The sequence below is a fragment of the Streptomyces sp. NPDC006294 genome (assembly GCF_042870895.1).
GTDB lineage: Bacteria > Actinomycetota > Actinomycetes > Streptomycetales > Streptomycetaceae > Streptomyces.
Map to the genome: position 1 here is coordinate 107061 of NZ_JBIAHV010000003.1, position 23748 is coordinate 130808.

Annotated in this window: 22 protein-coding genes and 1 riboswitch; of the genes, 14 read left to right on the forward strand and 8 right to left on the reverse strand. The window is 71.9% G+C overall.

The genetic code is table 11. The features are described from left to right. Positions 1–219: 219 nt before the first annotated feature. Positions 220–1857, forward strand: coding sequence for a diguanylate cyclase CdgB (gene cdgB / locus ACFYOP_RS06000; protein WP_356898896.1), 1638 nt, complete (start codon positions 220–222; stop codon positions 1855–1857). 164 nt (positions 1858–2021) lie between these two features. Beyond that, complete coding sequence (locus ACFYOP_RS06005; RefSeq protein WP_356898897.1) at positions 2022–2990, forward strand: carbohydrate-binding protein; 969 nt, start codon at positions 2022–2024, stop codon at positions 2988–2990. 94 nt (positions 2991–3084) lie between these two features. On the opposite strand, the gene ACFYOP_RS06010 is transcribed toward ACFYOP_RS06005, so the two are convergent. The 4 genes from ACFYOP_RS06010 to ACFYOP_RS06025 all read right to left on the reverse strand — a co-directional run bounded on the left by ACFYOP_RS06010 (position 3085) and on the right by ACFYOP_RS06025 (position 7305). Next, positions 3085–4020: a 1-phosphofructokinase family hexose kinase gene (locus tag ACFYOP_RS06010; protein ID WP_356898898.1), complete on the reverse strand. Its 936-nt coding sequence runs from the start codon at positions 4018–4020 to the stop codon at positions 3085–3087. A 115-nt stretch (positions 4021–4135) separates the two neighbouring features. Then, positions 4136–5335 carry an N-acetylglucosamine-6-phosphate deacetylase gene (nagA, locus tag ACFYOP_RS06015; protein ID WP_356898899.1) on the reverse strand — a complete coding sequence of 400 codons (1200 nt, stop codon included), beginning with the start codon at positions 5333–5335 and terminating at the stop codon, positions 4136–4138. Then, complete coding sequence (locus tag ACFYOP_RS06020) at positions 5335–6267, reverse strand: ROK family protein (RefSeq protein ID WP_356898900.1); 933 nt, start codon at positions 6265–6267, stop codon at positions 5335–5337. The genes nagA and ACFYOP_RS06020 overlap by 1 nt, the downstream gene beginning before the upstream one ends. Positions 6268–6411: 144 nt before the next feature. After that, positions 6412–7305, reverse strand: a complete 894-nt coding sequence (locus ACFYOP_RS06025; protein WP_356898901.1) for a sugar isomerase — start codon at positions 7303–7305, stop codon at positions 6412–6414. Between the two features lie 291 nt (positions 7306–7596). Here ACFYOP_RS06025 and ACFYOP_RS06030 point away from each other — a divergent pair, with 291 nt between their 5' ends. The 3 genes from ACFYOP_RS06030 to otsB all read left to right on the forward strand — a co-directional run bounded on the left by ACFYOP_RS06030 (position 7597) and on the right by otsB (position 10088). Further along, entirely contained in the window at positions 7597–8823 is a 1227-nt protein-coding gene (locus tag ACFYOP_RS06030) for an extracellular solute-binding protein (protein ID WP_356898902.1), read from the forward strand. Between the two features lie 63 nt (positions 8824–8886). Beyond that, positions 8887–9168 (forward strand): DUF3263 domain-containing protein, encoded by a 282-nt coding sequence (locus tag ACFYOP_RS06035; RefSeq protein ID WP_356898903.1) that lies wholly within the window; start codon positions 8887–8889, stop codon positions 9166–9168. Between the two features lie 65 nt (positions 9169–9233). Next, positions 9234–10088, forward strand: a complete 855-nt coding sequence (otsB, locus tag ACFYOP_RS06040; protein ID WP_356898904.1) for a trehalose-phosphatase — start codon at positions 9234–9236, stop codon at positions 10086–10088. Here otsB and ACFYOP_RS06045 read toward each other — a convergent pair. The 3 genes from ACFYOP_RS06045 to ACFYOP_RS06055 all read right to left on the reverse strand — a co-directional run bounded on the left by ACFYOP_RS06045 (position 10085) and on the right by ACFYOP_RS06055 (position 12933). Then, positions 10085–11542 (reverse strand): trehalose-6-phosphate synthase, encoded by a 1458-nt coding sequence (locus ACFYOP_RS06045; RefSeq protein WP_356898905.1) that lies wholly within the window; start codon positions 11540–11542, stop codon positions 10085–10087. The genes otsB and ACFYOP_RS06045 overlap by 4 nt on opposite strands. Before the next feature lie 108 nt (positions 11543–11650). Then, a complete protein-coding gene (locus tag ACFYOP_RS06050) occupies positions 11651–11926 on the reverse strand; it encodes a hypothetical protein (RefSeq protein WP_356898906.1) in 276 nt (91 codons plus the stop codon). A 38-nt stretch (positions 11927–11964) separates the two neighbouring features. Then, the gene (locus ACFYOP_RS06055) at positions 11965–12933 is read right to left on the reverse strand and encodes a glucosyl-3-phosphoglycerate synthase (protein ID WP_356898907.1); all 969 of its coding nucleotides are present in this window, start codon (positions 12931–12933) and stop codon (positions 11965–11967) included. A gap of 182 nt (positions 12934–13115) precedes the next feature. Continuing rightward, a riboswitch (SAM riboswitch) is annotated at positions 13116–13244 on the forward strand. A 17-nt stretch (positions 13245–13261) separates the two neighbouring features. Between ACFYOP_RS06055 and thrC the strand changes: the two genes are divergently transcribed. The 9 genes from thrC to ACFYOP_RS06100 all read left to right on the forward strand — a co-directional run bounded on the left by thrC (position 13262) and on the right by ACFYOP_RS06100 (position 22132). Continuing rightward, entirely contained in the window at positions 13262–14572 is a 1311-nt protein-coding gene (gene thrC / locus ACFYOP_RS06060) for a threonine synthase (protein ID WP_356898908.1), read from the forward strand. Positions 14573–14604: 32 nt separating this feature from the next. Next, on the forward strand, positions 14605–14880 hold the full coding sequence (locus tag ACFYOP_RS06065) for a MoaD/ThiS family protein (RefSeq protein WP_356898909.1): 276 nt from the start codon (positions 14605–14607) through the stop codon (positions 14878–14880). Positions 14881–15289: 409 nt separating this feature from the next. Continuing rightward, positions 15290–15493, forward strand: a complete 204-nt coding sequence (locus tag ACFYOP_RS06070; protein WP_005315736.1) for a cold-shock protein — start codon at positions 15290–15292, stop codon at positions 15491–15493. Between the two features lie 321 nt (positions 15494–15814). After that, entirely contained in the window at positions 15815–17437 is a 1623-nt protein-coding gene (gene groL / locus ACFYOP_RS06075) for a chaperonin GroEL (RefSeq protein WP_356898910.1), read from the forward strand. A gap of 287 nt (positions 17438–17724) precedes the next feature. Then, positions 17725–19182 (forward strand): alanine/glycine:cation symporter family protein, encoded by a 1458-nt coding sequence (locus ACFYOP_RS06080; protein WP_356898911.1) that lies wholly within the window; start codon positions 17725–17727, stop codon positions 19180–19182. Positions 19183–19465: 283 nt separating this feature from the next. Then, positions 19466–19579 (forward strand): keywimysin-related RiPP, encoded by a 114-nt coding sequence (locus tag ACFYOP_RS06085; RefSeq protein WP_356898912.1) that lies wholly within the window; start codon positions 19466–19468, stop codon positions 19577–19579. Between the two features lie 22 nt (positions 19580–19601). Next, a complete protein-coding gene (locus ACFYOP_RS06090; RefSeq protein ID WP_356898913.1) occupies positions 19602–21413 on the forward strand; it encodes an asparagine synthase-related protein in 1812 nt (603 codons plus the stop codon). A gap of 27 nt (positions 21414–21440) precedes the next feature. After that, positions 21441–21698, forward strand: coding sequence for a lasso peptide biosynthesis PqqD family chaperone (locus ACFYOP_RS06095; protein ID WP_356898914.1), 258 nt, complete (start codon positions 21441–21443; stop codon positions 21696–21698). Further along, a complete protein-coding gene (locus tag ACFYOP_RS06100) occupies positions 21695–22132 on the forward strand; it encodes a lasso peptide biosynthesis B2 protein (RefSeq protein ID WP_356898915.1) in 438 nt (145 codons plus the stop codon). The genes ACFYOP_RS06095 and ACFYOP_RS06100 overlap by 4 nt, the downstream gene beginning before the upstream one ends. A gap of 293 nt (positions 22133–22425) precedes the next feature. Here the strand turns inward: ACFYOP_RS06100 and ACFYOP_RS06105 are convergent, their stop codons facing one another. Beyond that, entirely contained in the window at positions 22426–23667 is a 1242-nt protein-coding gene (locus ACFYOP_RS06105; RefSeq protein ID WP_356898916.1) for an MFS transporter, read from the reverse strand. Positions 23668–23748 lie beyond the last annotated feature (81 nt).

Genomic DNA, 23748 nt, shown 5'->3' on the forward strand with positions numbered 1-23748 from the left:
TTTTGTGTTCAATAATTGACGCCTGGGTAGCAGGGGGCCAGGCACCCCACCTCATCTGACCGTTCATCACCTGATGTGACTTGAGTCACAGAGGACAGTATTTGTTGACCCTGTGTACCGAGCGGGCTGCTCGCTGTGATTCAGTGGCCGGGATACCGCTACAAGTACGCCAATCAGACGCCCTGGAGTTTGCTGTCGAGGTCTCGGGGAGAGCGAGCGATGGAGACCGAGTCGGAGCCCTATGTCCGTCTTGCGACCCTGCGGCAGCTGCACCGGGTCGTCGCGGAGCTCAACACGGCCCGCAGCCTGGCCGACACCCTGCAGACCGTCGCCGACGGAATCGTCGTCGGCCTGGGTTACGAACTGGCCTGCGTCAACCTCGTCCGCCCCGACGGTGACCTCGTCGTCGCCGCATTCGCCGGCAGCGCCGCCGCGGAGGCGCTGATCACCGGCCGGGTCGGCTCCCGCCCCTCGTGGGACCGCCGCCTGTCCATGGGCGAGGCGTGGGGCGACCTGCGCTTCATCCCGCACACCGAGGGCTGGGTGCTCATCGAGGACGACGTGCCCCAGTGGCACACCGACGGCCCCGAGCCCCGCTTCGAGGACGAGTGGCACCCGCAGGACCGTCTCTACGCCCCCATGTACGCCTCCGGCGGAGGGCGCGAACTGCTCGGCGTGATATCCGTCGACCGCCCGCGCAACGGCCGCCGCCCCGGCCCCTGGGGCCAGGAGGCGCTGCAGATGTACGCGTCGCAGGCCGCGATCGCCATCAGCAACGCACGACTTCGCGCCAATATGCAGCGCGCCCTCGTCCGCCTCGAGCGCGAGCAGCAGGCGCTGCGGGCCAGTGAGGAGTCCTTCCGTCAGGCGTTCGAGTACGCGCCCAGCGGCATGGCCATCGCCGAGATGGGCGGCGACCAGCACGGCCGGCTGCTGCGCACCAACGACGCGCTCTGCCGGCTGCTCGGCCGCCCCGCCTCCGCGATGCGCCGCTACTCCTTCGCCGACCTCGTCCACCCCGAGGACGTGGGCACGCTGCTGCGCACCTCCGCCGAGGGCGGGCGCGCGGAGATCAGACTGGGCCGCAGGGACGGCTCGTACGTATGGGTGTCGCTGCGGAACTCGGTCGTCGCCGACACGGCCGACGGACCCCGCTTCCTGCTCACCCACGTCGAGGACATCGAGGACCGCAAGCGCCACGAGCTCCAGCTCGCGCACCGCGCCTCGCACGACGCCCTCACCGGTCTGCCCAACAGCGCCGAGCTGCGCGCCCGGCTCAGCTCCCGGCTGTGCGAGCGCCCGCACGCGGCGTACGCGACCGACATCGAGGCGCTCGACGCCGCGTACGACACCGACCGCACCTTCCACAGCGACGGCTTCGACTTCGACGCGGTCGGCACCCGGCCGTACGACCACCATGTGCACACCGTGGCGCCGGACGACGAGATCGACGACGGCGCCAAGGGGCTCGCGGTCCTCTTCTGCGACCTGGACGGCTTCAAGTCGATCAACGACCGGTTCGGGCACCAGACCGGGGACGCCGTCCTCGTCGAGGTCGCGCGCCGGCTCACCACCGGGGTGCGGGACGGTGACACGGTCGCCAGGCTCGGCGGCGACGAGTTCGTGGTCCTGGCGGACGGCCTCGGCGCGGCGGACGCCGCGGACCTGGCCGTACGCCTGCGGAACGCGATCATCCTGCCGATCAGGGTCGGCGGCCGCGGGGTCCGGGTGGGCGCCAGCTTCGGCATCGGCTGGGCGAGCTGCGGGATGTCCGTCGAGGAGATCCTGCAGTCGGCGGACCAGCGGATGTACATCGAGAAGCGGTCCCGCTCGAAGGTCCACCGCCGGGCGGGTTGACCGTCCGGTTCTGTGGTGATGTATCACACCTCTGCCGTACCCGGCCTGGTGACCGGGCGGTCGTCGGATCCGATGAGGCCCATGCCACCCAATGGGGTGTATGGAACCGGGTAGGCTCGCCACGCGTCAGCGTTGTGCTGGCGAGATGGTGAGGAGTGACTGGGATGACGGCCGCGAACAACGGCGCGAGCACGCCCGAGGACGAAGACCCGTTCGGTTACCTGTACGCCGACGGGCAGCAGGCGGGTGCCACGCCTCCCCGCCAGGGTGGCTACGGCTACCCGGGTCCGGCCGCGCAGCCCGGGGTTCCCCGCACCTCGTACAACCAGGTCCGCACGGTCGGCGAGCGCCAGTACGGCCAGCACGTCCCGCAGCAGCAGGCGTACGGCCAGCAGCCGACGGCCGCGTACGCCGCGCCCGAGACCTACCCGGGCGCCGCCGCCCAGACACGTCAGGTGCCGGTGCCGCCCCCGGGCGGCCACGGTCACGGCGGCCACGGCGGCGGCCGGGGCGGCGGCCCCAACACCAAGGGCCTGCTGATCGGCGCGATCGCGGTCGTCGCGGTCGTCGTGATCGGCATCGCCGCGGCGCTGATGTCCGGCGGCGACGAGAAGGACAAGGCCGGCGTCGGCGCGGACGGCACCAAGCCGCCGGTGGCGGAGTCGGTCAAGCCCAGCGACGACGCCTCGGACAAGCCGGAGGAGCCCGTCGAGCTTCCGAAGCAGGACGCGGCGACGCTGCGGCTGGACGGGGCGGCGGCCGCGGCCGACGTCGTGCCGGGCGCCAAGGGCACCAACGGCGCCTATGTGATGTTCCAGGGCGTCGGCGGCTCCGCCTCCTGGTCGGTGGAGGTGCCGGAGGCCGGTGCGTACACGATGTACATCACGTACAGCGTGCCCGGCAAGGACGCCAAGACCAGCCTGACGATCAACAGCGGGGAGCCCCGCGAGATCAACATGGCGAACTTCGCCAAGGCGAAGGAAGGCGACTGGGAGAAGGGCTGGACCAACACCTACGCCTACGTGAACCTCGAGAAGGGCAAGAACGACCTCAAGATCTCCTGCGAGCAGGGGAACCAGTGCGAGGCGTATCTCGACCAGGTCTGGCTCGAAGCCGGCCAGAAGAAGGGCTGAGGCCCCCCGGCCCCTGAACGACCCCTCACCTGAAACCCGTCCCGCCCGCGCCCCGCGCGAGCCGGGACGCGGCGTTTCACCGGGACTTCGCGCGTCACTTCCCCGGCGCCGGCGCCGGGTGCTCGACCAGCGTGACCCGCGGCAGCAGCTCCTCGTAGGCCGCCGCGTCGAACTCGCCCGCCGCCGGGGCCAGGACCGTCGCCGCCGAGAGGGCCACCGCCCGGGACAGCCGCTCTGGCCAGGGGAGGCCCGCGACGAGTCCGGACAGCAGGCCGGCGACCGCCGAGTCGCCCGCGCCCGTCGGGTTGCCCTTGACCTGCTCGGGCGGGGTGGCCTGCCAGGTGCCGTCCGGGGTGGCGGCGAGCAGCCCGTCGGGGCCGAGGGAGGCGACGACGGTGTGGGCGCCGCGGCGCCGGGCGTCTCGGGTGGCGCGCAGCGGCTCGCGGGAGCCGGTGAGCCGGGCGAGTTCGTCGGCGTTCGGCTTGATCAGGTCGGGACGGGCGGCGACGCCGCGGCGCAGCGGTTCGCCGCTGGTGTCGAGGAGCACCGGCACCTCGGCGGCGCGCGCCCGGCGCACCAGCTCGGCGTACGCGCCGACGTGGACGCCGGGCGGCAGACTGCCGCACAGCGCCACGGCCTCCGCGTCCCGCAGCAGCGCGTCGTACGAGGAGAGGAAGGCGGCCCACTCGGCGGGGGTGACGGTGGGGCCCGGTTCGTTGAGCTGGGTGGTGTCGCCGGCCGCGTCGTCCGCGACGGCGAGGGTGCGGCGGGTGTCGCCGGCGACCTCGACGAGCGCGTCGTGCGGCGCCAGCGGGGCGAGCATCCGGCGCAGTACGGCCCCGGTGGGCCCGCCGGCGAAGCCGGTGACGACGCTCTCGTGACCGAGCGCGGCGAGCACCCGGGCGACGTTGACGCCCTTGCCGCCGGGGCGCTCCGTGACCTCGCGGACGCGGTGGACCGCATGCGGGGTGAGGGCGGCGACCTGGTACGTGATGTCGAGGGCGGCGTTGAGCGTGACCGTAAGGATCACCTCTGCACCCCCGAAGAACGCCGATGCCGTGCTCGTACGGGTTCTGATCATGCCAAACGGAAGGCGGTTGGCCCAAGACCCGGTGACCAACCGCCTGCCGTGTGGTGTCGCGTGATCAGCCCACTCGGGGGTCGACGACCCATTCGCCGCGTCGCATGACGCCCTTGAGCGCGAAGCCGGCGTCGAGGACGACGAGGTCCGCGTCCTTGCCGGTCTCCAGCGAGCCGACCTTGTCGTAGACGCCGAGCAGCTTGGCCGGGTTGGCCGAGATGGCGGCGACGACGTCCTCGACCGGGAGGCGGTCGACGGTGACGGCGCGCCGGAAGGCGGTGTCCAGGGTGAGCGTGGAGCCGGCGATCGAGTGGCCCTCGACGAGCCGGGCGACGCCTTCCTTGACCTCGACCTCCAGGGGCCCGAGCTGGTAGCGGCCGTCGCCGAATCCGGCGGCGTCCATGGCGTCCGTGATGAACGCGACCCGGCCGGCGCCCGCGCTGCGGAAGGCCAGCCCCAGGGCGGCGGGGTGCAGATGCGTACCGTCGTTGATCAGCTCGACCGTGACCCGCTCGTCCTCGAGCAGCGCGGCGATCGGCCCGGGGGTCCGGTGGCCGAGCGCGGGCATCGCGTTGAACAGGTGGGTGGCGACCGTGGCGCCCGCCTCGATGGCCTCGCGGGTCTGCTCGTACGTGGCGTCCGTGTGGCCGATCGCGGCGATCACGCCGTGTTCGGCCAGCAGCCGTACGGAGTCGATGCCGCCGGGCAGTTCGGTGGCGAGGGTGACCATCCGGGCGGCGCCGCGGGCGGCGTCGATCAGCTTGCGGACCTCCGCCGGTTCCGGGTCGCGCAGCAGGTCCTCGCTGTGGGCGCCCTTGCGGCACGGGGAGATGAACGGGCCCTCGAAGTGGATGCCCGCGAGGTCGCCCTGCTCGACCAGCTCGGACAGGAAGCCCGCCCGGTGGGCGAGGAAGTCCATGTCGCCGGTGACGGTGGAGGCGACGAGGGTCGTCGTGCCGTGCCGCCGGTGCGTCAGCACGCCCCGCAGGACGTCCTCCGCGGTGCCCGAGGTGAAGGACGCCCCGCCACCGCCGTGGTTGTGGAGGTCGACGAAGCCGGGGACGACCCAGTGGCCGGACAGGTCGTGCACGGACGCGTCGGCGGACGCCGCCGTGACGATCTTCGTGCCCTCGACGACGACCCGTCCGCCTTCGACGGTCCCCGTCGGCAGCACCACGCGGGCACCGGCCAGGACGGTGCTCTTCGGGTGGTGCGGGCTTCTGGCGTGAACCGTGCTCGTGGCGCGAGCGGCGCTGGCGGCCATCAGGCGGTTACCTCCGTGGCGAGTAGATCCCAGGCGAGCAGCCCTGCGCCCAGGCATCCGGCGGTGTCCCCGAGGGCCGCCGGGACGATCGTGGGCAGCTTCTGGAACGTGACGCGTTCCGCCACGGCCGCCCGAAGGGGTGTGAACAAGGTTTCCCCGGCCTCGGCGAGGCCGCCACCGATGATCAGCGTGCGGGGGTCCAGGAGGGTGAGCGCCATGACGAGGCCGTCGGCGAGCGCGTCGACGGCTTCCTGCCACACCGCGGTCGCCTTCTTGTCGCCGGCCGCGACGGCCTTGGCGCAGTCGGCGGCGTCGGCGTCCGGGTCGCCGCTCGCGGCGGCCCAGGCGCGGGTGACCGCGGCGGCGGAGGCGAGCGTCTCGAGGCAGCCGCGCTGGCCGCAGCCGCAGGCGGGGCCGCCGGGGCGGACGACGACGTGGCCGATCTCGCCGGCGCAGCCGTGGGCGCCGGCCTCGATGGCGCCGTCGATGCCGATCGCGCCGGCGATGCCGGTGCCCAGCGGCACGAACAGGAACCGGTCGGCGCCGCGGCCCGCCCCGATCCGGCCCTCCGCGAGGCCGCCGGTGCGGACGTCGTGTCCGAGGGCCACGGGGACGGAGCCGAGCCTCTGGCTCACCAGGTCCCGCAGTGGGACGTCGCGCCAGCCGAGGTTGGCGGCGTAGACGGCGAGGCCCTGCTCGGCGTCGACGATGCCGGGCACGGCGACGCCCGCGGCCTCGGCGGACGTGCCGAAGTGGCGCTGCCCGTGGGCGCGCAGGTCCTCGGCGAAGCCGAGGATCGACTCGACGACGGCGTCCGCCCCGCGCTCCCGCCCGGTCGCGCGCCGCGCCTCGTACAACAGCGCGCCGTCCGCCCCGACCAGGGCAGCCTTCATACCGGTGCCGCCCACATCGAGGGCGATGACGTGTCTCACGTGAACAGTCTGGCGGGGAACCCGGAATAGGTCTAGTCCACTGCCCGAGATTGTTGCCACGCCATACAAACCAGTGGCCTCGGCCGAACCCCCGTATCAGTGCCGAACGGGAGTCCGGGCGGGCCCGTCAGGGCCGGGCGGCGGTCAGCCGATGATCACGCTGCGCGAGAGATGGCGGGGGTGGTCCGGGTCCAGGGCCTGCGACTCGGCCAGGGCCACCGCGAGGCGTTGTGCGCGCACCAGGTCCGCCAGCGGGTCGGCGTCCTGCCGGGCCACGAGCGTGCCGCCGGCGCGGGCGACGTCGCCCGCCAGGCCCTCCGGGAGCGCGCCGAGGACCCAGGTGACGCGCCCCGGGCGGGTGACGGCGATCGGGCCGTGGCGGTACTCCATCGCCGGGTACGCCTCCGTCCACGCGCCTGCCGCCTCCCGCATCTTCAGCCCGGCCTCGAGCGCCAGCCCGTAGGTCCAGCCCTGCCCCAGGAAGGTCCACTGCTCGGCGGTGGCCACGGCCTCCGGCAGCGGTTCGGTGAGCGCGAGCTCGGCGTCCACCGCCGCCTGCGCGACCGGCTTGACGCCGGGCAGCTCCCCGAGCCCCGCCCGCAGGAACGCGAGGGCCGTCGTCGCGAACCGCGTCTGGACGACGGACTCCTCGTCCGCCCAGTCCAGCACCGCCGCCGCGTCCGCCGCCCGTACGACCGGCGCCGCGGGGTCGGCGGTCAGCGCGAGCGTGGGCACCCGGCCGCCGCGCCGGGCGAGCAGGTCGAGGACCTCGGTCGTCGCGCCGGAGCGGCTGATGACGACCACACGGTCGTACGCGCGGCCCGCCGGGAACTCCGAGGCGGCGAACGCGTCGGTCTCGCCGAGTCCCGCCCCCTCCCGCAGCGCCGCGTACGCGAGCGCCATGCACCACGACGTCCCGCAGCCGGTCACGGCGACCCGCTCACCCTGCCCCGGCAGGCCCTCGAACCCCTCGGCGGCCTCGGCCGCCCGGCGCCAGCAGGCGGGCTGCGTGGCTATCTCTGCTGCGGTACGCGACATGCGGCGAGGCTCCTCGGGGGGCGGCGGTCATGACCCGACGTGCATAGCAGCCGTCGTGTCGCGGCGGCAACGGCGCCCCGCGCCGGCCCCGTACCGCAGTCGCGTGCGTTGTGAAAGTGAGACCGCAGTGGTGTAGACCTTATGGTCCGGATAGGGGAGGATCGCTCCTCATCTCACAGGACGTCGCGGGGGACCGACTGCGAACAAACGGACAAAACGAGCAGCAGAGGGTGGGGAAGAGCTGTGCAGCGGCGCTTCTTGGGTCTGACCGCGGCAGTCGCCGCAATCGGAATGACGGTCTCGCTGGCGGGCTGCGGCACCTCCGGCGGTTCCGGTGACGGCGTCACCCTCAAGCTGGTCGCCGCGGACTACGACGTCGCCGGTGGCCAGAGCAGCAAGAAGTACTGGGCCGACCTGACGGCCGCGTTCGAGGCCGACAACCCCGGCATCGACGTCGACGTCCAGATCGAGTCGTGGAACGACGTGGACCGCAAGGTCGCCGAGATGGTCAAGGCCGGAAAGGCCCCCGACATCGCCCAGATCGGCGCGTACGCCGACTACGCGGCGGCGGGCAAGCTGTACTCCGCCGACCAGATGCTCTCCATACCCGTCCAGTCCAACTTCCTTCCCCCGCTCACCGACGCGGGCGAGATGAAGCGCACCCTGTACGGCCTGCCGTTCGTCGCCTCCACCCGGCTGCTCTTCTACAACAAGGAGCTCTTCAAGGACGCCGGGATCACCGGCGCCCCCAAGACCTGGGAGGAGCTGAAGAGCGACGCGGAGCTGCTCAAGCTGAACACCGGCGTCAAGTACCCCTTCGCCCTGCCGCTCGGTCCGGAGGAGGCCCAGGCGGAGACGATGATGTGGCTGCTCAGCGGCGGTGGCGGCTACACCGACGAGCTGGGCAGATACGCCATCGACTCCCCGCAGAACATCGAGACCTTCGAGTGGCTGAAGGAGAACCTGGTCGGCGCTGAGCTCACCGGCCCGGTCTCCCCCGCGAAGCTCAACCGCAAGGACGCCTTCGCCGCCTTCACCCGCGGCGAGGTCGGCATGGTCAACGGCCACCCGTCGCTGCTCCAGGCCGCGGAGAAGGCCGGCATCGACGTCGGCACGGTGGCGCTGCCCGGCCGGGAGGGTCCGGCCGAGGCGTCGATGGGCGTCGCCGACTGGATCATGGGCTTCGAGCAGAACGGCCACCGCAAGGAGATCGGCACGTTCCTGGACTACCTCTTCACCGACCGGAACGTCCTGGAGTTCGCCGGCCAGAACGACCTGCTTCCGGTGACGGTCTCCGCCCAGGAGGCGATGAGGGACGACGCGGAGCACGCGGACCTCAAGGAGTTCCTGGAGGTGCTGCCCGGCTCCGTGCTGCCGCCGGTGGGCAAGACCTCGTGGGCCGCGGCCAGCGAGGACATCAAGAAGAACATCGGCGAGGCCGTGGGGCCGGGCGGCAGCCCCGCCCGCACACTGACCCGGATCTCCCAGGACGCCAGGGCGGCCGAGGCCGCGGAGTAGGCGCCGCCTGCGTTGTCCACAGGGGGCGGTCGAACGTCAGAAGGCGCCGATATGTTGGATCGTATGACCGAGGACCAGGGACCCGACGACCCGGCGACGGACGACCGGCCGGCCGGCGGCCGGGAGCTGTCCGCGCGCGACCGCGCCGTTCTGGCCATGGAGCGGCGGTCCTGGCGCGGACCCGGCGCCAAGGAGCGGGCGATCAGGGAGCAGCTCGACATCTCCCCCGTCCGCTACTACCAGCTGCTCAACGCCCTCCTCGACGACCCGCGCGCCCTCGCCCACGATCCGGTCACGGTCAACCGGCTTCGCCGGGTGCGGGACGCGAGGAGAAGTCGCCGCTAGCGGCGTGACCGGCAATGTTCGCGCGACGGGCAAAGCCTGCCGGGAGGGGCGCTAGGGTCGGAGGCATGGGCAGCTCCCCGTACGCAGAAGCAGCAGACTCCCTGCCGACGCCGTCCACCGCCGCCGGCCGGGACGGCCTCGCCGCACTCCTCGAACGGCCCGGCAGAGCCGTGATCGCCCTCGACTTCGACGGCACGCTCGCCGAGATCGTGCCCGACCCCGAGCAGGCGCGCGCCCATGAGCGCGCCGTCCCCGCGCTCGCCGCGCTGGCGCCGAAGGTCGCCTCGGTCGCGGTGCTCACCGGCCGCCCGGCCGGGGTCGCCGTCCGCTACGGCGGCTTCGCCGGCGTCCCGGGCCTGGAACACCTCGTCGTCCTCGGCCACTACGGCGCGGAACGCTGGGACGCCGTCACCGGTTCCGTCCGCGCGCCGGCCCCCGACCCGGGGGTCGCGGCGGCCCGCGCCGAACTCCCGGGCTTCCTCGACGGCATCGGCGCCTGGCAGGGCACCTGGATCGAGGAGAAGGGCCGCGCCGTCGCGGTCCACACCCGCCGCGCCACGGACCCGCAGGCCGCCTTCGACGCGCTGCGCGACCCCCTGGCCGCGCTCGCCGCCCGGCACGGCCTGGTCCTGGAACCGGGCCGCCTGGTCCTCGAACTGCGCCCGCCGGGCATGGACAAGGGCGTCGCCCTGTCCGAGTACGTACGCGAGACCGGCGCGGAGACCGTGCTGTACGCGGGGGACGATCTCGGCGACCTCGCCGCGTACGCAGCCGTCGACAAGCTCCGCTCCGACGGGATGGCCGGCCTGCTGGTGTGCAGCGGCAGCGAGGTCACCGAACTCGCGGAGCGCGCCGACCTGTTGCTCCCGGGCCCCGCGCAACTGGCCGGTTTCCTGGCGGCCCTGGCGCAGCGCCTCTAGCCGTCCTCGCGCAGCGCAGTCAGCTGGTCGAGGAACCACTGCCGCGGCGGCAGCGCGGTCGCTGCCGCCGCCAGGCGCTTGGAACGCTCGGCACGCTCGTCCGCGGACATCGTCAGGGCCTCGTGCAGCGCGGCCGCGGTGCCGCTGACGTCGTACGGGTTGACGGTGAGGGCGTCGTCGCCGAGTTCCTCGTGGGCGCCGGCCTCCCGTGACAGGACCAGGGCGCAGCCGAGGTCGGTGACGACGGGGACCTCCTTGGCGACCAGGTTCATCCCGTCCCTGATCGGGTTGACCAGGACCACGTCGGCCATCCGGTAGGCGGCCAGCGAGCGGGCGAAGTCGTCCTTCACATGGACGACGACCGGCGTCCAGCCGTCCGTGCCGTACTGGGCGTTGATCTCGTCGGCGACGCGGGAGACCTCGGACGTGTACTCGCGGTAGACCGCGAGGTCCTGGCGGGAGGGGTAGGCGAGCGCGATGTGCACGACGCGTTCGCGCCACTCGGGGCGCTGCTCCAGCAGCTCCCGGAAGGCCAGCAGCCCGCGCACGATGTTCTTGGACAGTTCGGTGCGGTCGACGCGGACGATCGTCTGCCGGCCCTCGCCCGTCTGCTCCCGCAGGGCGGCCAGGTGCTCCTCGACGTCGGGCCGCGCGGCACGCTCACGCAGGAAGCCGGCGTCGGCCCCGAGCCCGTGCACCCCGAGCCGGGTCCGGTGGCGGCCGCGGCCCTCCATGCGGAACTCGAAGGCCGGCTCGTTGTCCTTCGGCCACACCGACGTCCCGTCGTACGGGGCCAGCACGGTGGTGGCACAGTTCTGGAAGGCCCGCATCCAGCGCTTGGTCAGGAAGCCGAGGCGGTCCGCGCCGAGCATCCCGAGCATCAGCTCCTCGGCGACGTCGCCCGGGAGCATCGCGAAGTACTCGGGAGGAGCCCACGGGGTGTGCGAGAAGTGCCCGATCCGCAGATCCGGGCGGAGTTCGCGGAGCATTCCCGGCACCAGCGCCAGGTGGTAGTCCTGCACCAGCACCACCGCGTCGTCGGCCGCCTCCGCGGCGAGCGCCTCGGCGAACGCCCGGTTGTAGAGCCGGTAGGCGCCCCACTGCCGCCGGAACTCCTGGCCGAAAGCGGGCTCCAGGGGCGTCTGGTAGAGCATGTGGTGGACGAACCAGAGCACCGAGTTGGCGATGCCGTTGTACGCGTCGTGGTGGACGGCCGCGGGGATGTCCAGCATCCGCACGCCCGGCTCGCCGACCCCGCGCCGCACGGCCTCGCGGTCACCGTCGCCGAGGGCCGCGCACACCCACAGCGACCTGGCGTTCGAGCCGATGGCCGACAGGCCGGAGACGAGTCCTCCACCGCCGCGGCGGGCGTCGAGCTCTCCGTCCTCGTTCAGCGCGTACGAGACTGGGCCGCGGTTGGACGCGACGAGGATCTGGGCTGCGTCGGAGACCATGTGCCGAACCCTAGCCCGTACCGCTGCCGCTCAAACGTGCGTACGTCCGGTTCCGGGCAGGGGCCGCGGCGGCTCCGGGGGAGCCGGCGCGGCCCCCGCCCGGCCGTGTCACGGGTCCCGGCGGCCGCGGGTGGCGGCGAGGGCGACGAGGCCCGCGGCCGTGAGGCTCAGGGCGATGCCGCCCAGGAGCCAGAGCTGCTCCGTCGTGGCGCCGGTGCGGGCCATCTCCACTTGTCGCGCCGCCGCGGGGGTCGCCGGGCCGAGGGTCGCGGCGGTCGTGACGGCGAGTACGCCGAGCAGTCGGGTCAGCCGGTCGTGCGCGGCCAAGGGCGTGGGCCTGCGGTGCCTGCCGCGCGCCGGAGCAAGAAATCCGATGAGTCCCATACATCGGAAATGTAGGCAAAATGACCGCCGGGTCCCGTTTATGCCGCGCGACGCGCCGCGTACTCACTGATCTCGAGCATCGGCGGCCGCTCCTCCGTGTCCACCCGGTAGGTCCGCGGTGCGAAGCCGTTGTCGACCCGGTCGAACTGGGTGATCGACGGACGGACCAAGTGCGGCCGGGAGAGCCGCAGTTGCGCCGTGCGGTAGATCGTCGCGGCCATCCTGCCGAGCGCCTGCCCGTCCTGGTGGCGGTGCTTGCGGGTGCCGACGTCGACCTGGGCCAGCGCGTCGAGGCCGACCAGGTTCAGCGAGTCGACCAGCAGGCCCAGCTCCACGCCGTAGCCGACCGGGAACGGGAGGCGCTCCAGCAGCGAGCGCCGCGCCGCGTACTCGCCGCCGAGCGGCTGGACGAAGCCGGCCAGCTGCGGCCAGTGCAGATTGAGCAGCGGCCGGGCCACGAGCTCGGTCACCCGTCCGCCCTGGGCGGGCGCGCCGTCGGGGCCGGGCCCGGCGCCGCCGCCGAGGGGGCGGTCGTACATCGCCTTGACGAACTGGACCTCCGGCTCGGTCAGCAGCGGCCCGACGATGCCGGAGACGAAGTCCGGCGAGAAGTCGCGCAGGTCCGAGTCGCAGAAGCAGACGATGTCGCCGCCGGTCACCAGGAGCGACCGCCACAGCACCTCGCCCTTGCCGGCCACGGCGGGCAGGCCGGGCAGGATCGCGTCGCGGTGGACCACCCGGGCCCCCGCGGCCGCGGCGACCTCGGACGTGCGGTCGGTGGACGCGGAGTCGACGACGACCAGCTCGTCGACGAGCGGGACGTTCTCCATCAGCTCGCGGCGGATGATCGTGACGATGTCCCCGACCGTCGCCTCCTCGTTCAGCGCGGGAAGGACGACGCTGACCGTCGTACCCCGTCTGACCTTGGCTGATATCAGCCGGTCGAGGGAGCGGTCGGACGCGGACCAGGAACGCCGGCTCAGCCAGCGGGCCACCTCATCGAGCACTTCGGGTCTCCCTCGGCAGTCGGCGAACAGGCGGTGAACAGGGGGCTGTGATCCATCTCGCGGTTCGGACGACTATCTCAACCGTCCGGGGCTTCGGTTACAGTCTTGAACAACGCGAACGACCCTCGCATCTCGGGGGGTCCACGCACACAAACGCCCGGACCGCACGTCCGGAGCCATACCGCTCATCCAGAGGGGCAGAGGGAACGGCCCGTTGAAGCCCCGGCAACCCTCCCGCCGACCGCGAGGTCAACGGTGGGGAAGGTGCCAATTCCGTCTTGTGGCGAAATGCGTCACGAGGAAGATGAGGAGAAAGGGCCTCGCCATCATGGCTGCGCAGACCGTCGCAAGCACCAGCACCAGCACCTCCGCCACCGCGTCCACCTCCGTGGACCTCGGCCCCGCCGCCGCCCTCGCGTGCCGGGAATGCGGACAGCGTTTCGAACTCGGCCCCATTTTCGCGTGTGCGGAGTGTTTCGGGCCGCTCGAAGTCGCATACGACCTGCCGAGCGGCAGCCCCGAAGAGCTGCGGAAGCAGATCGAGGCCGGCCCGGCCAACATCTGGCGCTACGCCCCGCTGCTGCCCGTCCCCGCCGACGTGGCCGACAAGCCGAACCTGAACCCGGGCTGGACCCAGCTCGTCAAGGCCGACAACCTCGCCCGTGAACTGGGTGTCACCGGCGGCCTGTTCATCAAGGACGACTCGGGCAACCCGACGCACTCCTTCAAGGACCGCGTCGTCGCCCAGGCCCTCGAGGCCGCCCGCGCCTTCGGCTTCACCACCCTGTCCTGCTCCTCCACCGGCAACCTCGCGGGCGCGGTCGGCGCCGCCGCCGCGCGGGCCGGCCTGCGCTCCTGCGTGTTCATCCCGCACGACCTGGAGCAGGGCAAGGTCGTCATGGCCGCGGTGTACGGCGGCGAACTCGTCGGCATCGAGGGCAACTACGACGACGTGAACCGCTTCTGCTCCGAGCTCATCGGCGACCCGCTGGGCGAAGGCTGGGGCTTCGTCAACGTCAATCTCCGCCCGTACTACGCGGAGGGCTCCAAGACCCTGGCGTACGAGATCTGCGAGCAGCTCGGCTGGCGGCTGCCGGACCAGCTCGTCGTGCCGATCGCGTCGGGCTCGCAGCTCACGAAGATCGACAAGGGGCTGCAGGAGCTGATCAAGCTCGGTCTCGTCGAGGACAGGCCGTACAAGATCTTCGGCGCCCAGGCGGAGGGCTGCTCGCCGGTCTCCGCCGCGTTCAAGGCCGGGCACGACGTGGTGCGTCCCCAGAAGCCGGACACCATCGCCAAGTCGCTGGCCATCGGCAACCCGGCCGACGGCCCGTACGTGCTGGACATCGCCCGCCGCACCGGCGGCGCGGTGGAGGACGTGACCGACGAGCAGATCGTCGACGCGATCAAGCTGCTGGCCCGTACCGAGGGCATCTTCGCCGAGACGGCGGGCGGCGTGACGGTGGGTGTGGCCAAGAAGCTGATCGAGGCGGGCGTCCTCGACCCGTCGCTCACCACCGTCGTGCTCAACACCGGCGACGGCCTCAAGACCCTCGACGCGGTCGCGGAGACCTCGCAGGCGACCGCCGTCATCCGCCCGAGCCTGGACGCGTTCCGCGACGCCGGCCTGGACCGCTGAGACCCGCCCGAGACCCAAGGAAGGCTGCACACATGAGCGTCAACGTCCGCATCCCCACCATCCTCCGTACGTACACGGGCGGCCAGGCCGAGGTCACCGCGGAGGGCGCGACCCTCGCCGAGGTCATCGCGGACCTCGAGAAGAACCACACCGGTATCGCGGCCCGCGTCCTGGACGACCAGGGCAAGCTGCGCCGGTTCGTCAACGTGTACGTGAACGACGACGACGTCCGGTTCGAGCAGGGTCTGGAGACGGCCACGCCGCAGGGCGCGGGCGTGTCGATCATCCCCGCGGTCGCCGGCGGCTGATCTCTCCCCAGGGAATTACCCGCAGTTACCTGATTGCCCTCTCCGCCCCAGAAGCGGAGGGGGCAATTCTGCATGGTTGAGCGCGGTAGAGTCTGGGAAGCCCCCTCCGCCGGCTACTCGTGAATGCTCCGAGTTCCGCAAGAATGCGGCCAAAGTACGTGATCGAATTGCCACTTAGGCGCCATTTGCCGGGCCCGACTTGCCCCGGAATTCCATGGAATCGGATGGATCGGCCGTTCGGTCCTGCCCAGATTTCTCGTCCGATTGACCTGTTGCAGAGGGCAGTTGGGCAGATACATTCAGCCGCGGTCGACGCGTTCCGACGCACACCCCTCCTGCTGGGGTGGAGATATGACCCGGGTCCGCGAAGTGCGGTCCTGCGCAAGGGCCAGTAATAGGGGAGTTAGGCATGGCTCAGGGCACCGTCAAGTGGTTCAACGCGGAGAAGGGGTACGGCTTCATCGCGGTCGACGGTGGTGCGGATGTTTTCGTCCACTACAGCGCGATCCAGATGGACGGATACCGCACCCTTGAAGAAGGTCAGCGAGTCGAATTCGAGATCTCGCAGGGCCAGAAGGGTCCGCAGGCTGACATGGTCAAGCTCGCCGTCTGATCCAACTGATCCAGGCGCGTTCGGCCACCGACGCACTCACGCATGAGGGGCTCGCCTCCCGGTCACCGGGATGCGGGCCCCTCACGCGTGTCCGGACGCCCGCGCGTCGACGCCCGCGCTGTCCACAGGCGCTTGCACTCTCGGGGGTCGAGTGCTAATCATTGCGTTAGCACTCTCCTGGTGAGAGTGACAGAACTTGGATCGAGTCGGTGAGGTCCGCAAGCCGGGTGGGGCAAGGAACCACATGGCGCGCAGGCCGTCCGTCGCGGGCGCCGGATGCGATCCGAAGCAATCCACCCCAGTCCGGGAGGACCACTTCACATGGCCAAGATCATCGCGTTCGACGAGGAGGCACGGCGCGGTCTCGAGCGCGGGATGAACCAGCTCGCCGACGCCGTCAAGGTCACCCTTGGCCCCAAGGGTCGCAACGTCGTCCTCGAGAAGAAGTGGGGCGCCCCCACGATCACCAACGATGGTGTTTCCATCGCCAAGGAGATCGAGCTCGAGGACCCGTACGAGAAGATCGGCGCTGAGCTGGTCAAGGAAGTCGCCAAGAAGACGGACGACGTCGCCGGTGACGGTACGACCACCGCGACCGTCCTCGCCCAGGCGCTCGTCCGCGAGGGCCTGCGCAACGTGGCGGCCGGCGCCAACCCGATGGCCCTGAAGCGCGGCATCGAGCGTGCCGTCGAGGCCGTCTCCGGCGCCCTGCTCGAGCAGGCCAAGGATGTGGAGACCAAGGAGCAGATCGCCTCCACCGCCTCCATCTCCGCCGCCGACGTCCAGATCGGCGAGCTCATCGCCGAGGCGATGGACAAGGTCGGCAAGGAAGGCGTCATCACCGTCGAGGAGTCCCAGACCTTCGGTCTGGAGCTCGAGCTCACCGAGGGTATGCGCTTCGACAAGGGCTACATCTCGGCGTACTTCGCCACCGACATGGAGCGTATGGAGGCGTCCCTGGACGACCCGTACATCCTGATCGTCAACTCCAAGGTCGGCAACGTGAAGGACCTCCTTCCGCTGCTGGAGAAGGTCATGCAGTCCGGCAAGCCGCTGCTGATCATCGCCGAGGACGTCGAGGGCGAGGCCCTGTCGACCCTGGTCGTCAACAAGATCCGCGGCACCTTCAAGTCCGTCGCGGTCAAGGCTCCGGGCTTCGGCGACCGCCGCAAGGCCATGCTGAACGACATCGCCATCCTCACGGGCGGCACGGTCATCTCCGAGGAGGTCGGCCTCAAGCTCGAGAACGCCGGCCTGGACCTGCTGGGCCGCGCCCGCAAGGTCGTCATCACCAAGGACGAGACCACGATCGTCGACGGCGCCGGTGAGAGCGACCAGGTCCAGGGTCGCGTCAACCAGATCCGTGCCGAGATCGAGAACAGCGACTCGGACTACGACCGCGAGAAGCTCCAGGAGCGCCTGGCGAAGCTGGCCGGCGGCGTGGCCGTCATCAAGGCCGGCGCCGCGACCGAGGTCGAGCTCAAGGAGCGCAAGCACCGCATCGAGGACGCCGTTCGCAACGCGAAGGCGGCCGTCGAGGAGGGCATCGTCGCCGGTGGTGGCGTGGCTCTGCTCCAGGCTTCCTCGGTCTTCGAGAAGCTCGAGCTCCAGGGTGACGAGGCGACCGGCGCCAACGCCGTGAAGCTCGCGCTGGAGGCCCCGCTCAAGCAGATCGCCGTCAACGGTGGTCTCGAGGGTGGCGTCATCGTCGAGAAGGTGCGCAACCTGCCCGTCGGCCACGGCCTGAACGCCGCCACCGGTGAGTACGTCGACATGATCGCCGAGGGCATCATCGACCCCGCGAAGGTGACCCGTTCCGCTCTGCAGAACGCGGCCTCCATCGCGGCGCTGTTCCTCACCACCGAGGCCGTCATCGCCGACAAGCCGGAGAAGGCCTCCGCGGCCGCTCCGGGCGGCATGCCGGGCGGTGACATGGACTTCTGATCGGCCCCTGGTCGATCAACCGTCCTTGACCGAGGGCGGCACCCCACTGAACGGGGTGCCGCCCTCGGGCGTTTTCTCCTCGGGGCGTTTCATGCGGAGAAACCGGTACAGAGTGTGAGATGCGGCACGACCGGAATGTCTTTTCAGCGGGACAGGGCCCTGGTTAGCTTCCCAGAGCTTTGAACGGAAGAAGTGCTTCCGCGGCCTGGGGCAGCAGCCGTACGCGACCCGTACGCCGGCGGCCCGAGCCGAGCCCCGACTCACAAAGACCCGGGACGCACCACATCATGAGCACGCTCAACACCTGGATCGTCGACATCAATGATGTCTTCTGGACCTATCTGCTGATCCCCCTGGTGGCCGTGGCCGGCCTCTGGTTCACCTTCCGCTCCAGGGCGGTCCAGCTCCGGATGCTCCCGGACATGTTCCGTGTCTTCAGGGACAAGCCCGCCGACGGCGTCTCCCCCTTCGGGGCGTTCACCATCTCCGCCGCCGCCCGCATCGGCACCGGCAACATCGCCGGCGTGGCCACCGCCATCACCATGGGCGGGCCCGGCGCGGTCTTCTGGATGTGGATGATGGCGCTCATCGGCGGCGCCTCCGCGTTCGTCGAGTCCGTCCTCGCCCAGCTCTACAAGGCGCGCGGCAGCGAGCCCGGCACCTACCGCGGCGGCCCGGCGTACTACATGGAGCGCGCGCTCGGGAAGCGCTGGCTCGGTGTCCTGTTCGCCGTGCTCATCACGCTGACCTTCGGCTTCGTCCTCACCGCGGTGCAGTCCAACACCATCACCGTGGCCGTCAAGGGCTCTCTGGACGGCGGCGCGGACTCCGGCTGGTTCGCCCCGGTGCTCGGCGTCGTGCTGGCCGTGCTGCTCGCGATGGCCGTGTTCTTCGGCGTGAAGCGCCTCGCCGCGGTCACCAAGGTCCTGATTCCGGTGATGGCGACCGTCTACCTGCTGCTCGGCCTCGTGGTCGTCCTCTTCAACATTACCGCCGTCCCCGGGATGATCGCCGACATCGTCGGCGGCGCGTTCGGCTTCCGCGAGGTCGCGGGCGGCGCGGTCGGCACGGCGATCCTGCAGGGCGTGCGGCGCGGCATGTTCTCCAACGAGGCCGGCATGGGCTCCGCGCCCAACGCCGCCGCCTCCGCGGAGACCACCCACCCGGTCAAGCAGGGCCTGGTGCAGACCCTCGGCGTCTACTTCGACACCCTCGTCGTCTGCAGCATGACCGCCTTCATCATCCTCAGCGCCAACCCGACCCTGGGCGAGCGCGGCGGCGCGGACGTCACCCAGTCCGCGCTCAACGTGGCGCTGGGCGACTGGGCCGGTCACATCCTGACGCTGGTGGTCTTCATGGTCGCCTTCAGCTCCATGATCGGTAACTACTACTACGGCGAGTCCAACATCCGGTTCATCACCGGCAGCACCTCCGCGATGACCGGCTACCGCGCGGTCGTCCTGGCCTGCGCCGTGCTCGGCGCGATGGGCTCGGTCAGCATCGTGTGGAGCCTCGCCGACATCACGATGGGCGCCATGGTCCTCGTCAACCTGATCGCGATCCTGCCGCTGTCGGTGATCGCCTTCCGGCTGATGGACGACTACACGGCCCAGCGCCGCGCCGGACTGGACCCCGTCTTCACCCGGGACCGCATCCCCGGCCTGAAGGGCGTGGAGTGCTGGGAGCCGGCCGGCACGGACGTCGGCGGCGAGCAGCCGCTCGCGGCGGCGCACGGCGGGCGGTGACACGGACTTCCGGCCTCTGATCCTCTTTGGTTCGGGCCTGTCCGCAGGACCGAGGGCGGTACCCCTTCACGGGGTGCCGCCCTCGGGCGTTCCCCGGACGGGACGCGGCGGTGCATGACGTGGGCCACTTCGGCCTGTCATGCGCGTCGCGACAAAAAACTGCCCAGCGCGTTCTCACCATCGGCACCAAGCGGTCAGCGCCCTCGCCCGGCCACGCCCGGCGCGGCAAGCATGTGTGCCGAGCGGTCGACCGATCGCTCCTCCTGTGAGAGAGGACTGAACGATGGCGAAGAAGGCTTACGAGACCCCGGAGTTCGTTTCCGCCGGTTCCTTCCGCGACGTGACCGGTTTCGTCGTGTTCTTCGGCAACGACGGCACCGGCCGCGGCTGGCTCTGACGGGTACCCGGAGGAATCAGCGATGACGAGCCACGGCGCACCGCACTTCTTTGCGCTTCCTGACCGCGAGGACGCGGGCGCCGTGGCCCGTCGCCTCCAGACGGACGCCCCCGGCCTGCGGGTGTTGCACCACCCCTCGGGCCGCCCCTGGATCATCGGCCAGTGGGCCGACGAGGACATCGCCGTCGCCCGGGCCGGCACGGACGCCGTCGCACTGATCGGCATGCTGCCGAAACGGACGGACGAACTGCCCCGGTGGACCGGAAGGCTACGGGGCGGCACCGGACGGCTCGGGGGCCTGTCCGCGGCGATCCCCGGCAGCTTCCACGTGGTCGGCAGCGTCGGCGGCACCCTCTACGTACAAGGCACGGCCTACGGGATGCGGCGCGTGCACCACACCGTCGTCGACGGCTGCCCCGTCGCCGGCGACCGGGCCGTGGCGCTGGCGGACCTGGCCGGCGCCGAGATCGACCTCACCGCCCTGGCGCTGCGGCTGCCCGAACCCCTGGCCGTCCAGCTCCCCCCGCGCTCCATGTGGCGCGGCGTCACCGACGTGGAGCCCGGCCTCTGCCTGCTCGTCCCCGCCGGCCGAGCCGCCCCCCGGCACGTCCGCCGGCACACCCCGCCCGCCCCGGTGCGTCCGGCGGCCGACGGCGCGGCGGACGTACGCGAGGCGCTGGCCGCCGCCGTCGCCGTACGGACACAGCGGGACGGACTGCTGAGCGCGGACCTGTCCGGCGGACTGGACTCCAGCTCGCTGTGCTCCTTCGCCGCCGGCCGGCTCGGCGCGGGCGAACTGGTGGTCGGCGGCATCCCCGGCGACGAGACGGTCAGCGACGACGCCCACTACGCCCGCCTCGCCGCCGCGCACTGGCCGCACGTCGAGCACGTGGAGCTGACCCCGGAGCAGACGCCGCTGTTCTACCAGGGCATCCTCGACGACGGCTGCCGCACCGACATCCCCGCCGGCATCGCGATGAGCCGCGACCGGGCCACCGCGGTGATCTCCCTGATGGCGCGGCGCGGCTCCCGGCTGCACATGACCGGGCACGGCGGCGACCACCTCTTCTTCCAGAGCGGCGCGTACTGCCACGACCTGATCGCCCGCCGTCCGCTGCTCGCCTGGCAGCGGATCCGCGGCTACCGCACGCTCTACGGATGGCGCTGGCGCCCCGTGCTGCGCCAGCTCGCCGACCGGCGCTCCTACCGCCGGGCCGTGGCCGGGATCGACCTGACCAAACCCGGCGACCTCGGCTTCTGCAACCCGCTGCTGACCTGGATCACCCCGCCGGTGGTCCAGCCCTGGCTCACCCCCGAGTGCCGCGAACTGGTGACCGCCGGGCTGCGCGAGGCCGCGGAGCGTGCCGAACCGTACGCGCCGACCCTCGGCCGCCACCGGGAGCTGTCCGCCCTCTACACCGGCACCCAGGAGTGCGCGGCGATCGCCGAGGCCGGACGCCGGGCCGGTGTCCCCGTCACGATGCCGTACTTCGACGACGCGGTCGTCGACGCCGCCCTCTCCGTACGCCCGGAGGACCGGACCGACCCCTGGCAGTTCAAACCCGTCCTCAAGGAGGCGGTACGCGGCGTCCTCCCCGAGGAGTGCCGGGCCCGCGCCACCAAGTTCGAAGGCACCGTCGACGCGGTCGGCGGCCTCTACCGGCACCGCGACGAGATCCGGTCGCTGTGGGAGGACAGCGCCCTGGCCAAGGCCGGGCTCGTCGACGCCGAGGCCCTCTCCCGGCTGACCGGGACGCCCGGCACGCCCGCCCTCAAGGACGGCGCCGTGGACTCCACCATCATCTGCGAAGCATGGCTGCGCGCGGTCGCCTGACGTGCCCGGCCGGAAGGAAGGAATGCGATGAACCTGCGCAACCGCCCGTATCTCACCGTCACCGAGACCGAATACGGTGCGGTCCTGCTGGACACCAAGACCGGCCATTACTGGCAGATGAACCCCAGCGCCGCCACCGCCGCCCAGGCCCTGCTGGACGGCGGCGACGCCGATGACGCCGTCCGCCGCGTCACCGACCACTTCGACGTGGACACGGCGCGCGCGGCGGACGACGTACGGGCCCTGATCGAGGCCATGCGCTCCGCCGGGGTGGTCCAGGAATGAGCATCACCGTCGCCCTGGACCGCGACCGCACCAGACGGCCACTGCGACTGCGGCTGCTCACCCGGCTGGCCATCTGCACGGGCCGGCTGCTGGCCCTGCTCAAACCCCACCTGCTGACCCGTGTCCTGACCCGGCTCAGCCGGGGCGCCGCGCCCGCCAGCAGCGCGCAGGCCCATGCCGCCCGCAGCTCCGTCCTCGCGGCCAGCCTCAGCCTCAACGGCCTGCGCTCCTGCCTGCCGCGCTCGGTCTCCATCACCCTGCTCTGCCGCCTCCAGGGCGTCTGGCCGACCTGGTGCGTGGGCGTACGGGCCGCGCCGCCGTTCGCCGCGCACGCCTGGGTCGAGGCGGACGGCGAACTGATCGGCGAACGGGGCCGCCCCGAGAGCTTCGCCCGCCTGATCGCCGTCCCGCCGCACGACAGGACATCGAGCTGACGGGCACCCAGCGCGGCGTGCCGGCCCGACATCGGCCCGGGGGCAGGCCCCGGGCCCCATCACCCCCGTGCCGCCGGGTGGGCGGACCGGGCTCGGCCAGGGCCCGGTACCGCGCTTCGCGCGGTGGCCCCAGACTCCCCTACGGCCTGGCGGCCGTGGGTGGGGGCACCTCCCACGCCGGCGGGCCGTAGGGGGAGTTACCCCCAGGCCGGGCTGACTGTGTCAGCCCCGCCGGCGTTTGAGGCGCGGGTCCGGGCAGAGTCCGGTCCGGGCGAACGCCCCGAGCACGACCGCTACCGCGCCTCCTGACCGGCCGGCGCGGGGGCTGGCCGGGGTGAGCGGCCCAGTGCGGCGGCCACCAGCAGGTAGGGCATTGCCAGCAGGGCGAAGACGCCGCCGTGCGAGACGAACGGGGACAGCGCCGCGTACGCGCCGAAGCCCAGCAGCGAGGCGATGTTGGTGCCCAGACCGGTCAGCGAGGTGATCGTCGCCCGGCTCCGGCCGGTGATCGCCGACTGGAGCCGTACGTCCGCCAGTACGTCCGCGAGCTGGAACGCGCCGAACGCGGCGCCCAGCAGCACGAACCCGGCCGGCGCCCCGGACAGCGCGCCCATGGCGAGCGCTGCGGCGGCCGCCGCGACCAGCGCGCCGACCGTGCGCTCCGTGAGCCGTTCGCCCCGGCCCACCAGCAGCGAGCCGAGCGTCACCCCGACCCACACCACCAGCACCAGCAGCGGCACGGTCTCGGTCGCGACGCCCGTGGACGCGGCCAGCAGCGGCACGTACTCGTCCAGTACGCCCCACACCGAGGTGATCACCACGGCGAGCACCATGGCCCGGCGGACCGGCCGGCTGCCGCGCACCTCGGTGAGGCCGTCCCTCAACGTCGCGAGGTGGCCGGGCCGTTCGGCGTGCTCGTGCGGGACGGCGGCGCGGTGCTCGGGGAGCGTCGCGCCGACCGCCGCGCACAGCAGGCACGCGGCGATGCTGCCCGCCCACACCAGGGTGTCGCCGCCGAAGGCGAGCGCGGGCGCGGCGGCCGCGGTCGCCGCAGCTGTCGCGGCCATGCTGACGGCCGCCGCCCGGCCCATGACCCGCCCGTACCGGGCGGCCGCGCCGAGCCGTTCGAGTTCGTCGTGGACGAGCGCCTCCATGGAGCCCGAGCGCAGCGAACCGCCGATCGCCCAGAGTGTGAACCCGGCGGCGTAGGCGGCGTACGACGGGGTCAGCGCCCACAGCGCGAACCCGCAGGCGGTCAGCACCGGGCCGACGACCATCACGGCCCGGCGGGACACGACGTCGGCCCACACACCGGACGGCACCTCGACCAGCAGGCCGACGACGCACCAGATGGCGAACAGGGACGAGATCTCTGCGGTGTTCAGACCGTGCTCGGCGAAGAGCAGGGCGTAGAGGGGGTAGAGGAGGACGAAGTCCTCAAGTCCCGCGTAGGCGTAGAGCCTTCGCTCAAGTCTGCGGACGCGGGGATCGAGCGGGCCGTTGGCCCCGGGCGGGCACGACGAAGCGGTGAGCATGCGTGTGGTCCTTGCGTGGAACGGACGGGGGACGCCGGGTGCTCACCCGCGCGGCGGCCCGCGACAGCCCGTTCCTGGACC

What these genes read in the sequence shown, in the direction of transcription:
- cdgB (WP_356898896.1), top strand. Translation starts at nt 220, where the DNA reads ATGGAGACCGAGTCGGAGCCCTATGTCCGTCTTGCGACCCTGCGGCAG.
- ACFYOP_RS06005 (WP_356898897.1), top strand. Translation starts at nt 2,022, where the DNA reads ATGACGGCCGCGAACAACGGCGCGAGCACGCCCGAGGACGAAGACCCG.
- nagA (WP_356898899.1), bottom strand. Translation starts at nt 5,335, where the DNA reads ATGGCCGCCAGCGCCGCTCGCGCCACGAGCACGGTTCACGCCAGAAGC.
- ACFYOP_RS06025 (WP_356898901.1), bottom strand. Translation starts at nt 7,305, where the DNA reads ATGTCGCGTACCGCAGCAGAGATAGCCACGCAGCCCGCCTGCTGGCGC.
- ACFYOP_RS06030 (WP_356898902.1), top strand. Translation starts at nt 7,597, where the DNA reads ATGACGGTCTCGCTGGCGGGCTGCGGCACCTCCGGCGGTTCCGGTGAC.
- ACFYOP_RS06035 (WP_356898903.1), top strand. Translation starts at nt 8,887, where the DNA reads ATGACCGAGGACCAGGGACCCGACGACCCGGCGACGGACGACCGGCCG.
- otsB (WP_356898904.1), top strand. Translation starts at nt 9,234, where the DNA reads ATGGGCAGCTCCCCGTACGCAGAAGCAGCAGACTCCCTGCCGACGCCG.
- ACFYOP_RS06045 (WP_356898905.1), bottom strand. Translation starts at nt 11,542, where the DNA reads ATGGTCTCCGACGCAGCCCAGATCCTCGTCGCGTCCAACCGCGGCCCA.
- ACFYOP_RS06050 (WP_356898906.1), bottom strand. Translation starts at nt 11,926, where the DNA reads ATGGGACTCATCGGATTTCTTGCTCCGGCGCGCGGCAGGCACCGCAGG.
- thrC (WP_356898908.1), top strand. Translation starts at nt 13,262, where the DNA reads ATGGCTGCGCAGACCGTCGCAAGCACCAGCACCAGCACCTCCGCCACC.
- ACFYOP_RS06065 (WP_356898909.1), top strand. Translation starts at nt 14,605, where the DNA reads ATGAGCGTCAACGTCCGCATCCCCACCATCCTCCGTACGTACACGGGC.
- ACFYOP_RS06070 (WP_005315736.1), top strand. Translation starts at nt 15,290, where the DNA reads ATGGCTCAGGGCACCGTCAAGTGGTTCAACGCGGAGAAGGGGTACGGC.
- groL (WP_356898910.1), top strand. Translation starts at nt 15,815, where the DNA reads ATGGCCAAGATCATCGCGTTCGACGAGGAGGCACGGCGCGGTCTCGAG.
- ACFYOP_RS06080 (WP_356898911.1), top strand. Translation starts at nt 17,725, where the DNA reads ATGAGCACGCTCAACACCTGGATCGTCGACATCAATGATGTCTTCTGG.
- ACFYOP_RS06085 (WP_356898912.1), top strand. Translation starts at nt 19,466, where the DNA reads ATGGCGAAGAAGGCTTACGAGACCCCGGAGTTCGTTTCCGCCGGTTCC.
- ACFYOP_RS06090 (WP_356898913.1), top strand. Translation starts at nt 19,602, where the DNA reads ATGACGAGCCACGGCGCACCGCACTTCTTTGCGCTTCCTGACCGCGAG.
- ACFYOP_RS06095 (WP_356898914.1), top strand. Translation starts at nt 21,441, where the DNA reads ATGAACCTGCGCAACCGCCCGTATCTCACCGTCACCGAGACCGAATAC.
- ACFYOP_RS06100 (WP_356898915.1), top strand. Translation starts at nt 21,695, where the DNA reads ATGAGCATCACCGTCGCCCTGGACCGCGACCGCACCAGACGGCCACTG.
- ACFYOP_RS06105 (WP_356898916.1), bottom strand. Translation starts at nt 23,667, where the DNA reads ATGCTCACCGCTTCGTCGTGCCCGCCCGGGGCCAACGGCCCGCTCGAT.